This is a genomic window from Micromonospora sp. NPDC051296 (assembly GCF_040682255.1).
Classification (GTDB): domain Bacteria; phylum Actinomycetota; class Actinomycetes; order Mycobacteriales; family Micromonosporaceae; genus Micromonospora; species Micromonospora craterilacus.
This window is the reverse complement of record NZ_JBFBAO010000260.1, coordinates 1-10,283: the sequence shown is the minus strand read 5'-3', so window position 1 is coordinate 10,283 and position 10,283 is coordinate 1. Positions and strand designations below refer to the sequence as shown.

General features: G+C 71.6%; 12 protein-coding genes. 8 read left to right on the top strand and 4 right to left on the bottom strand.

Annotated features, from left to right (window positions below; all coding sequences use genetic code 11):
* Both AB0M52_RS23905 and glpK read right to left on the bottom strand, forming a co-directional pair.
* The coding region (locus tag AB0M52_RS23905) for a hypothetical protein (protein ID WP_363957612.1) at nucleotides 1–194 on the bottom strand (194 nt) is incomplete at its 3' end.
* A 415-nt stretch (nucleotides 195–609) separates the two neighbouring features.
* Nucleotides 610–2,127, bottom strand: coding sequence for a glycerol kinase GlpK (glpK, locus tag AB0M52_RS23900; protein ID WP_363957610.1), 1,518 nt, complete (start codon nucleotides 2,125–2,127; stop codon nucleotides 610–612).
* A 160-nt stretch (nucleotides 2,128–2,287) separates the two neighbouring features.
* Between glpK and AB0M52_RS23895 the strand changes: the two genes are divergently transcribed.
* The 4 genes from AB0M52_RS23895 (at nucleotide 2,288) to AB0M52_RS23880 (ending at nucleotide 5,565) form a co-directional block, all read left to right on the top strand.
* Nucleotides 2,288–2,644 carry a YciI family protein gene (locus AB0M52_RS23895; RefSeq protein WP_363957607.1) on the top strand — a complete coding sequence of 119 codons (357 nt, stop codon included), beginning with the start codon at nucleotides 2,288–2,290 and terminating at the stop codon, nucleotides 2,642–2,644.
* Nucleotides 2,641–3,843 carry a sigma-70 family RNA polymerase sigma factor gene (locus tag AB0M52_RS23890; RefSeq protein ID WP_363957618.1) on the top strand — a complete coding sequence of 401 codons (1,203 nt, stop codon included), beginning with the start codon at nucleotides 2,641–2,643 and terminating at the stop codon, nucleotides 3,841–3,843. Before AB0M52_RS23895 ends, AB0M52_RS23890 begins: the two co-directional genes overlap by 4 nt.
* Nucleotides 3,844–3,938: 95 nt before the next feature.
* Nucleotides 3,939–4,808 carry an SDR family oxidoreductase gene (locus tag AB0M52_RS23885; RefSeq protein WP_363957604.1) on the top strand — a complete coding sequence of 290 codons (870 nt, stop codon included), beginning with the start codon at nucleotides 3,939–3,941 and terminating at the stop codon, nucleotides 4,806–4,808.
* A gap of 139 nt (nucleotides 4,809–4,947) precedes the next feature.
* Entirely contained in the window at nucleotides 4,948–5,565 is a 618-nt protein-coding gene (locus tag AB0M52_RS23880) for an ATP-binding protein (RefSeq protein ID WP_363957602.1), read from the top strand.
* Nucleotides 5,566–5,590: 25 nt separating this feature from the next.
* Here the strand turns inward: AB0M52_RS23880 and AB0M52_RS23875 are convergent, their stop codons facing one another.
* The gene (locus tag AB0M52_RS23875) at nucleotides 5,591–5,905 is read right to left on the bottom strand and encodes a TraR/DksA C4-type zinc finger protein (protein WP_363957599.1); all 315 of its coding nucleotides are present in this window, start codon (nucleotides 5,903–5,905) and stop codon (nucleotides 5,591–5,593) included.
* A gap of 450 nt (nucleotides 5,906–6,355) precedes the next feature.
* Here AB0M52_RS23875 and AB0M52_RS23870 point away from each other — a divergent pair, with 450 nt between their 5' ends.
* The 3 genes from AB0M52_RS23870 (at nucleotide 6,356) to AB0M52_RS23860 (ending at nucleotide 9,395) form a co-directional block, all read left to right on the top strand.
* A complete protein-coding gene (locus AB0M52_RS23870) occupies nucleotides 6,356–6,748 on the top strand; it encodes an SCP2 sterol-binding domain-containing protein (RefSeq protein ID WP_363957596.1) in 393 nt (130 codons plus the stop codon).
* Entirely contained in the window at nucleotides 6,745–8,817 is a 2,073-nt protein-coding gene (locus AB0M52_RS23865) for a glycogen debranching N-terminal domain-containing protein (protein WP_363957593.1), read from the top strand. Before AB0M52_RS23870 ends, AB0M52_RS23865 begins: the two co-directional genes overlap by 4 nt.
* Before the next feature lie 65 nt (nucleotides 8,818–8,882).
* Nucleotides 8,883–9,395 (top strand): NUDIX domain-containing protein, encoded by a 513-nt coding sequence (locus AB0M52_RS23860; protein ID WP_363957590.1) that lies wholly within the window; start codon nucleotides 8,883–8,885, stop codon nucleotides 9,393–9,395.
* Nucleotides 9,396–9,412: 17 nt separating this feature from the next.
* On the opposite strand, the gene AB0M52_RS23855 is transcribed toward AB0M52_RS23860, so the two are convergent.
* Complete coding sequence (locus tag AB0M52_RS23855; protein ID WP_363957587.1) at nucleotides 9,413–9,535, bottom strand: hypothetical protein; 123 nt, start codon at nucleotides 9,533–9,535, stop codon at nucleotides 9,413–9,415.
* A 247-nt stretch (nucleotides 9,536–9,782) separates the two neighbouring features.
* Here AB0M52_RS23855 and AB0M52_RS23850 point away from each other — a divergent pair.
* The coding region (locus tag AB0M52_RS23850; RefSeq protein ID WP_363957615.1) for an HAD family hydrolase at nucleotides 9,783–10,283 on the top strand (501 nt) is incomplete at its 3' end.

Genomic DNA, 10,283 nt, shown 5'->3' with positions numbered 1-10,283 from the left:
ACCGTGGCCCCTCGTCGGTTCATCCCAGTGCCGCCAGGCCCGCCCTCGCTACCTCCACCGGCGACCGGTTCATCCTGCTCGGTGAGGTAGACGACCTGCCCCTCACGAACACTTCGCAGCAGCTCAGGCAGCATGGCCGAGACCGGGAGGTCATCCGGCGTGGCGTAGGTCCGGTCCGCACTGGGTTCCCTCATGCTGCCAGCGTAGGGGCTGTGCAGCGGCGGGGCGATGCCGACTCCAGGCAAGGTCAGCACCCTGTGTCCACGACCATGCCCCGGCGTCCACCGTCGGCCGGACCAGCCCGCCCGACAGGTCGCAGTCCTGATCATGTCGCGCCACGTCGCCACCGGCGCCATAACCGCAAACCTGGAGATGGTCTGCCCAAGCTGCCCTACACCGAGAGCAGGGCCTCCTTACTGGAGGTGATGAACTCGGTCAGCCCTTCCGGCTTGAGATCCACTGCAACGGCTCCCGAGCGCCCACCGATCACCCAAGCCACGGCGGCGTACGCGAAAAGGCCCCGACGGGCAGAGAACTACCAGGTCAGGGCCTTGCTCGGTGGTGCGCCGCCAGGGACTCGAACCCCGAACCCGCGGATTAAGAGGTGTTTCAGCCGACGTCGACCCAGTCGAGGGTGCGCTGCACCGCCTTCTTCCAGCCGGCGTAGCCGGTCGCGCGCTGCTCCGGCGACCAGGACGGCTGCCAGCGCCGGCTCTCGTTCCAGTTCTCGCGCAGCTCGTCGGTGTCCCGCCAGAAGCCGACCGCCAGCCCTGCGGCGTAGGCCGCGCCGAGGGCGGTGGTCTCGGCGACCACCGGCCGGCTGACCGGCACGCCGAGGATGTCCGCCTGCAACTGCATGCACAGGTCGTTGACGGTGACGCCGCCGTCGACCTTCAGGCTCTCCAGGGGTACGCCGGAGTCCTGCGCCATGGCGTCGGCCACGTCCCGGCTCTGGTAGCAGATCGCCTCCAGGGTGGCCCGGGCGATGTGCGCGTCGGTGTTGAAGCGGGACAGACCGACGATGGCACCCCGGGCGTCGGAGCGCCAGTACGGGGCGAACAGGCCGGAGAAGGCGGGTACGAAGTAGACCCCGCCGCTGTCGGGAACCTGGCGGGCGAGGTCCTCGCTCTGCGCCGCGCTGCTGATGATCTTCAACTGGTCGCGTAGCCACTGCACCGCCGAGCCGGTCACGGCGATCGATCCTTCCAGCGCGTAGACCGGTGCCGCGCCGGCGAACTGGTAGCAGACCGTGGTGAGCAGCCCGGCCTTCGAGCGGACGATGTCCGAGCCGGTGTTGAGCAGCATGAAGTTGCCCGTACCGTAGGTGTTCTTCGCCTCGCCCGGCGCGAAGCAGACCTGCCCGACGGTGGCGGCCTGCTGGTCGCCCAGGTCGCCGGTGATCCGGACCGGGCCGGCGAACGGGCCGTTCGGCAGGGTGCTGCCGTAGGCGTGCGGGTCGGACGACGGGATGATCCGCGGCAGCATGGCCCGCGGGATGCCGAAGAACGACAACAGCTCGTCGTCCCAGTCCAGCGTCTCCAGGTTCATCAACATGGTGCGGCTGGCGTTGGTGGGGTCGGTGACATGCAGCCCGCCGTCGGTGCCGCCGGTGAGGTGCCACAGCAGCCAGGTGTCGGTGTTGCCGAAAACGGCCTCGCCGCGTTCGGCGGCCTCGCGGACCCCCTCGACGTTCTCCAGGATCCACTGGATCTTGCCACCGGAGAAGTAGGTCGCTGGCGGCAGGCCGGCTTTGCGCCGGATGACCTCGCCCCGCCCGTCGCGCTCCAGCGCCGAGGCGATGCGGTCGGTACGGGTGTCCTGCCAGACGATGGCGTTGTAGTACGGCCGTCCGGTACGCCGGTTCCACACCACGGTGGTCTCCCGCTGGTTGGTGACGCCGAGCGCCGCCAGGTCGGACGCGGCCAGGCTGTGCATGTTCATCGCCGTACGCACGACGGTCTGGGTCCGCTCCCAGATCTCCACCGGGTTGTGCTCCACCCAGCCGGCCCGCGGCAGGATCTGCTGGTGTTCGAGCTGGTGGCGGCCGACCTCGTTGCCACCGTGGTCGAAAATCATGAATCGGGTGCTGGTGGTGCCCTGGTCCACGGCGCCGACGAAGTCAGCCATGCGGAGTCCTCCCTGTCGTCGTGGTCGTCGGGTCGATCCTTCCCGATCTCCGCTCCGGGCGGTACGTGGCACGGGCGGGTTGTCGATTCGGCGGGAAGCCGTTCGTGTAAAGGGTGAGGAGCCGGCGCCGGACCGGCCACCGAAGAAAAGGAGCACAGCCGTGCCGCAGTACCTGCTCACCATCTACCAGCCCGACGGTGACCCGCCGCCGCCGGAGTTCCTGGAGCCGATCATGCGGGACGTCAACGCCCTCAGGCAGGAGATGAAGGACGCCGGTGCCTGGGTCTTCTCCGGCGGCCTGCACCCGCCGAGCACGGCCACCGTGATCCGGGGCGCCGACGGCGACGCGCTGCTGACCGACGGGCCGTACCTGGAGGGCAAGGAACACGTCGGGGGCTTCACCATCGTGCGCGCGCCGGACCTGGACGCGGCGCTGGAGTGGGGGCGCAAGCTGGCCGACGCGCTGCGTCTGCTGCCGGTCGAGGTACGCCCGTTCCACGACGAGGAACCAAGCTGACCGTCGAACGGGTCTTCCGCGACGAGTACGCCCGCGCGGTGGCGGTCCTGGTCCGCGTCTTCGGCGACATCGACGTCGCCGAGGAGGCGGTCCAGGATGCCTTCGCCACGGCGGTGACCCGATGGCCGCGCACCGGTGTGCCGCCCAGCCCGGCCGGCTGGATCATCACCACCGCTCGCCGGCGGGCGATCGACCGGCTACGGCGGGAGACCGGCCGGGAGGACCGGCACGCCCAGGCGGCGCTGCTGCACGCGCGCGACGACCCCGCCGAGGAGAGCCCCGTGCCCGACAACCGGCTGCGCCTGGTCTTCACCTGCTGCCATCCGGCGCTCGCCCCGGCCGCCCGGGTCGCCCTGGCGCTGCGGCTGCTCGGCGGCCTCACCACCGCCGAGATCGCCCGCGCCTTCCTGGTCCCCGAGCCGACGATGGCGCAGCGTCTGGTCCGGGCCAAGGGCAAGATCCGGGACGCGCGCATCCCGTACCGGGTGCCGAAGGAGGCCGATCTGCCGGACCGCCTCCGATCGGTCCTGGCGGTGGTGTACCTGATCTTCAACGAGGGGTACGCGGCCAGCTCGGGTGACCAGCTCACCCGGCCCGACCTGTGCGCGGAGGCGATCCGGCTGGGCCGGCTGCTGGCCGAGCTGATGCCGGACGAGCCGGAAGTGCTGGGACTGCTCGCGCTCATGCTGCTGGTCGAGGCGCGCCGGCCGGCCCGCACCACGGCCGGTGGGGACCTGGTGCCGCTGGCCGAGCAGGACCGCACCCGTTGGGACCGGCCGCTGATCGACGAGGGCCAGGAACTGGTCCGGCGGTGCCTGCGGCGTGACCGGCCGGGCCCGTACCAGATCCAGGCCGCCATCAACGCGGTGCACAGTGACGCCGCCAGCGTGCCGGACACCGACTGGCGCCAGGTGGTGACGCTGTACGACCAGTTGATGGCCGTCGCCCCGAGCCCGGTGGCCGCGCTGAACCGGGCGGCGGCGGTGGCCGAGGTCGACGGCCCGGCGGTCGCGCTCGCCCTGGTCGACCGGCTCGACCTGGCGGACTACCACCTCTGCCACGCCATCCGCGCCGACCTGCTGCGCCGGCTGGGCCGGGCAGGTGAGGCCGCCGCCGCGTACGACGCGGCGATCGCCCGCACCGGCAACGCCGCCGAGCGGGCGTTCCTGGCCCGCCGCCGGGCGTCGCTGCCCGCCTAGGCTTCGGGGACGGGGTCGTAGCCGGACACGCGGAGGAATGATGGACATCGACATGGTCGGGGCCGACCGCCGACACCGGAGCCGGGGGCACGCCGATGCGGTATGACCTTCGCGGCCGGACCATCCTGATCACCGGCGCCGCCCGCGGCATCGGCGCCCAGCTGGCCCGGGTCGCCGCCGCCCGGGGTGCCCGCGTCGCCCTGGTCGGTTTGGAACCAGCGCTGCTGCGGCAGGTCGCCGAGGAGTTGAACGGGCACTGGTACGAGTGCGACGTCACCGACCAGGCCGGGCTGGCGGACGCCGTCGCCTCGACCGTCGAGCGGTACGGCGGCATCGACGTGGTGGTCGCCAACGCCGGCGTCGCCAACCTCGGCACCGTCGCGACCGGGCCGGTCGACGCGCTGGTGCGTACCATCGACGTGAACCTGTCCGGCGTGGTCCGTACGGTCAGCGCGACGCTGCCGCACGTCGTGGCCGCCCGGGGCCACGTCCTGATCGTCTCGTCGGCGGCGGCCTTCGCCGCCATGCCGGGCATGGCCGCCTACTGCGCGGCGAAGGCAGGCGTCGAGCAGTTCGGCAACGTGCTGCGCCTGGAGAACCGCCGGCGCGGGTTGACCGTGGGCACGGCCCACCCGATCTGGATCGACACCGATCTGGTCCGGGACATCCGGGACGACCTCGCGTCGTTCCGGGACGCGCAGCGCAAGCTGCCCTGGCCGCTGTCCACCGTGGTCAGCGTCGAGCGGTGCGCCGACGCGCTGCTGCGCGGCATCGAGCGCCGCCGGCGCAAGGTCTACGTGCCCCGTTCGATCGCCCTGGTCCAGGCGCTGCGGCCGGTGGTGCTCAGCGGGATGTCCGACGCCTTGATCACCCGGTTCGGGGGTGCGGATCTGGTCGAGCAGATGGAGGACGAGGTACGCGGGCTCGGGCGTTCCTTCGGCCGTACCTCGGTGGAGAAGGGCTGAGAACCGTCAGTGCCGGCGGAAAGGGCAGAACTCGTTGTGGCGTTTCGCCACGGTATCCGTACCCGGTCCGGGCCGGGCAGCCTGACCCTTGCCGTTCGGCAAAGGTCGCGGACGCCGCCAAAGGACGTAACCTGCCAGGATGAGCAACCTCGGCCGACCGGACGCCAGTGGCCCGAGCGGCCCGTCCCCCGGTGACGGCGAGGTGACCTCCCTGTTGTCCCAGCCGTTCACCGCACAGACGGTGACCCCGCTGCGGCACCTGCTCGCCGCGCGGATCGCCGCCGCGGGCCTCAGCGGCGAGGTGGCCGAGGATCTCGTCCTGGCCGTGCACGAACTGGTCACCAACGCCGTGCTGCACGGCGGCGGCCGTGGCCGGCTCGACCTGTTCCGGCGCGCCGACCTACTCGTCTGCGAGGTGACCGATCACGGCCCGGGCAGCGGCGACCTGGCGGTGCACCTGCCGGCGACGAACACCCCGGGCGGGCGGGGGCTCTGGCTGGCCCACCACCTGACCGGGGCGCTGACCCTCACCCGCCGGCCCGACGGCATGACCGCCACCGTCACCGCCAGCCTGATCGCGGAGCCGGCCGCGCCGCCCGGTGTCATCGTCACACCGGGCCTGCCCGCCACCGGCCCGGGTCCGCTCGGCAGCGGCGGTGCTGCCGGGCCACCCGGTGCCGCCGGAATGCCCGGACCGTCCGGCACCGCCGCGACGACCGGGTCCCTCGGCGGCGACGACGGGCTGCCGCACCGGTAGCTCCGGTGCGGCAACCCGCGCCGGGTCAGCCGTTGTGCTTCTGCTGGCAGGGCACGCAGAACCGGGCGTGCGGCAGGATCTCCAGGCGCTCCCGTGGAATCGTCGTGCCGCACTTCTCGCAGCTGCCGTAGCTGCCGGCGGTCAGGCGGCGCAGCGCGCCCGAGATCCGCTCCAGGCTCTGCCGGGTGGCCACGATCAACGCCGCGCTGGTGTGTGCCTCGGCCGGGTCGCCGGTGTCCGCCGTCAACTGGGTCAGCCGCGCCGTGTGGGCCTCGAACTCGTGGGTCAGTGTTGCCTGCAGCTCGGTGAGCCATTCCTGGTCGTACGTGTCGGTGCTCATGTCGGATCCCTCTCCGGAAATAGAAAAGGGCCGAAGCCGGTAGCTTCGCCCTTGGCCGTCCCTGATGGATGGACGGGTTCCGGAGGGCTCCGGCCGGCGGGGCTCGGCAGGCCGTGGCCGGCCTGTACAGAAAGCCAACCCGGCCGGGCCGCCGCGGCGTGCTGCCCGCGCGGGGCAGCCGGCACCGACGCCGCCGTGGTGACGGCGACGCGGTCCAGCAGGGCGGCGGGATGCATCGAACCACCATAGGCCCACCCGCATCGGAAACCAACGGCAATCTCCACGGCCGCGGTCGGACCGGGGCGCACACCCGCTGCCGGAGACCACCTCGTAAGCGGATCAAAGCCGCTAAAGTGACGTATGCGGTGAAGCCTCGCCGACTCCAGCGCCGCGCCGGGTCGGGCCATCCGGTGCCAACCGCCGCCGGCCACGGCCCGGAGGAGGTGTGCGATGTCGGAGGCGGTGCGCGACTTCTTCGACGGCCTCGCCCGCGGCGGGGGGCGGATGCTGCGGCAGGTCTCCGGCACCGTCCGCTTCGACCTGGCCGGTCCCGACGGCGTCGACCACTGGCTGGTCGCCATCGACCGGGGACAGGTCGTGGTGTCCCAGGGCCGGGCGGACGACGCCGACACCGTGATCCACACCGACGAGGCGCTCTTCCTCCGGATGGCGCGTGGCGAGCTGAAGCCGCTGCCGGCGTGGCTGCGCAACGACTTCACCGCTGATGGCGAGTTCCGGTTCGTGCTCATGCTGGAGCGGCTTTTCGCGCCGCCGCCCGGTGCGCGCCACCCCCGGGCCGTGGCCGGTCACGCCGGCCCGACGGAGGGGCGGGAGCGGCGGTGAAGAAGCTGGTCCGCATTCTCGACGGCAACATCTTCGCGCTCAGCGAGGACAACGGGGACATGGCCTTCAGCCCGACCAACCCGAGCGGCTTCTTCGCCTTCGACACCCGCTTCCTGTCCACCTGGCGGCTGACCCTCGACGGGGAGCAGCTGCACCCGCTGGCCGTGCACGACCCCAGCTACTACGAGATCCGGTTCTTCCTGGTGCCCGGCCATCCGACCCACTACGTGGACGCGAAGATCTCCGTCATCCGCGACCGGTGGATCTCGGACAGCAGCTTCACCGAACGCCTCACCGTGCTCAACCACACCGGCGAGCCGGCCGAGTACGTCCTGCGGATCGACGTGGACAGCGACTTCGCGCCGATCTACAGCGTGGTCTGGCCGCAGGCGTCGGCGCTGCGCGGCTATCGGGAGGTGTCGGACGGCTGCCTGCGGCTGGGGTACCGGCGGGAGAGGTTCCACCGGGTGACGGATGTCGTCACCAGCGAGCCGGCCCAGCTCGACGAGGGCGGGTTGACGTTCCGGATCCGGGTCGACCGGCAGGGCAAGTGGAGCACGACGCTGCAGGTCAAGTGCCTGGTGCTGCGCCCGGACGGGGCGGACGTCCGGGACCGGCTGGGGCAGCCGTACGGTCAGGGTGGGGCGGCCCGCCCGTCCGGCGATCTGGGCGGCCAACTGCACCACGACCTGCGCCGGTGGCTCGCCGCGGCACCCCAGCTGAGCTGCGACTGGGCGCCGTTGACCATGACCTACCAGCGAGGTCTGGTGGATCTCGCCGGCCTGCGCTTCTCCCCGCTGGCGCTGCCCGGGGAGACGATGCCGGCGGCCGGGCTGCCCTGGTCGGCCACCATCATCGGCCGGGACAGCATCCTCACCAGCTACCAGGCGCTGCCCTTCGTCCCCGACCTGGCCGCCACGACACTGCGTCTGCTCGCCATCTTCCAGGGCTCCGTGCTCGACGACTACCGGGACGAGGAGCCCGGAAAGATGATCAATGAGCTGCGGTACGGGGAGATGGCCGCCTTCGAGGAGCGACCGCAGTCGCCGTACTACGGCGGGGCGGACGTGACCCCGCTGTTCGTCGTACTGCTCGACGAGTACGAACGCTGGACCGGCGACGCCGCCCTGGTCCGGAATCTCGAGGAGGCGGCCCGCGCGGCGCTGCACTGGATTGACGAGTACGGCGACCTGCGCGGCGACGGCTACCTCTGGTATCACCGGCGCAACGACAAGAACGGCGCGCAGAACCATTGCTGGAAGGACTCCCCCGAGGCGATCTGCTATCGCGACGGCCGGCTGCCCGGGCTGCTCCGGGCCACCTGCGAGTTGCAGGGCTACGTGTACGACGCGAAGCGACGCGGCGCCCGGCTGGCCCGCGAACTGTGGGGCGATCCGGCGTACGCCGACCGCCTGGAGCGGGAGGCGGAGCAGCTCAAGCAGCGGTTCAACCGGGACTTCTGGATCCGCGACGGCGAGTACTTCGCGCTGGCGCTCGGCCCCGACGGCGACCAGGTGGACGCGTTGGCCTCGAACATGGGCCACCTGCTGTGGAGCGGCATCGTGGACGAGTCCCGGGCCGCCGCGGTCGCCGGCCATCTGCTCGGGCCGCGGCTGTTCTCCGGTTGGGGGGTACGGACCCTGGCCACCGGGCAGGTCCGCTACAACCCGCTCGGCTACCACGTCGGCACGGTGTGGCCGTTCGACAACTCGCTGATCGCCTCGGGGCTGCGGCGGTACGGATTCCGGCGGGAGGCCGGCGTGATCGCCGAGGCCGTCCTGGACGCGGCCCAGCACTTCGCCGGGCGGATGCCGGAGTCGTTCGCCGGCTACGACCGGGACCGGACCCGCTATCCGGTGCCGTATCCGGCAGCGAACAGCCCGCAGGCGTCCGCGACCGGCGCCACCTTCCTGCTGCTGCGTTCCCTGCTCGGTCTGGAGCCGTACGGCGAGCACCTGGTGGTGCACCCGGAGATACCGGAGCGGTTCGGCCGGGTCGAACTGCTCGGCATCCCGGGGCGGTGGGGCCGGATGGACGCGATCGGCAACGCCCGCCTCGGAAAGGTCTGATCTCGCTTCTCCCCCGCCGCCCCGGAGGCCCGACCCGCACCGGGTGACCGGTAACGTCCATCGCCATGACCGGCGTGGCGTACTCGCACTGCTCGTACTGTGGCACGGCCTACCCCGCGGCGGCCGAATGGCCCCGGCTCTGCGCGGCCTGCGGCCAGACGGTCTGGCGTAACCCTCTGCCGGTCGCCGTGGCGGTGCTGCCGGTGCGTACCGCCACCGGGCTCGGCGTGGTCGTCGTCCGGCGCGACATCGAACCCGCCCGCGGGCTGCTCGCGCTGCCCGGCGGTTTCATCGAGTACGGCGAGGAGTGGCGGGACGCGCTGGTCCGCGAGCTGCGGGAGGAGACGGGGTTGCTCGCCGACCCGGCCGACGCGGAGGTGGTCGCGGTGCACAGCGCACCGGCCGGCGGCACCATGATGATCTTCGGTGAGCTGCCGGTACGCCCCGCCGCCGAGCTTCCGCCGTCGGCGCCGACGGCGGAAGCCACCGAATGGCTGGTGCTGACCGAGCCGACCGAGCTGGCGTTCTCCACCCACACCCGGGTGCTGGCCGACTTCTTCGCCCGCCGCGCGAGCTGACCGGCGGACCGGGGGCGTCAGCTGATGGTGAACCCGGCGAACAGCACCGAGGCCAGGCCGAGCGCGAGGACCAGGTTGAACACCGTGGCCCCGCCGAACACCGCCACCGGCCGCCACCCGGCCTGCCGCAGCGCTGCCACCCGGACCTCCAGTCGATGCTGACGAAGGCCAGGATGAAGAACCAGGCCCGCAGGTCGTTGACGACGGCGATGGTCGCCTCGGGAGATGAGGGAGACCGACGGTCCGCCAATATTCCTACCGAGAAAGTACGATTTCAAGACCCCGCCCACGATCCGGTCACCCCGGCCGCCGTTGCGCACGGCTGCGAGATACCGATGATCCCCGTCTATGATCCAGCGGCAGCGCGATCGTGACGGAGGAACGCAATTGATCGACGCGGTCTTCTTTGATGTCGGCGGGACGATTCTCGACGAGTCCCGCGAGTTCGAGACCTGGGCGGACTGGCTCGGTGTGCCACGGCATACGTTCTCGGCGGTCTTCGGTGCGGCGATCGCCCGGGGTCTGGACTGGCAGGAACCGTTCCGGGTCTTCCGGCCCGGTTTCGATCTCGCGGCCGAGCTCGAACGCCGAGCAGCCGCCGGCAAACCGGAGTCGTTCGGCGAAGAGGATCTCTACCCCGACGCCCGACCGTGCCTGACCTCCTTGAAGGACCAGGGCCTGTTCGTGGGCCTGGCCGGCAACCAGCCGGCTCATGCCGAGACGATCCTCCGCGCTCTGGACCTCCCCGTGGACGTGATCGGCACGTCGGACGGCTGGGGCGTGGCGAAGCCGTCACCGGCCTTCTTCGAGCGAGTCGTTCGCGAAGGCGGTGGCGATGCGGCTTCGATCCTGTACGTCGGCGATCGGCCCGACAACGATGTACGCCCG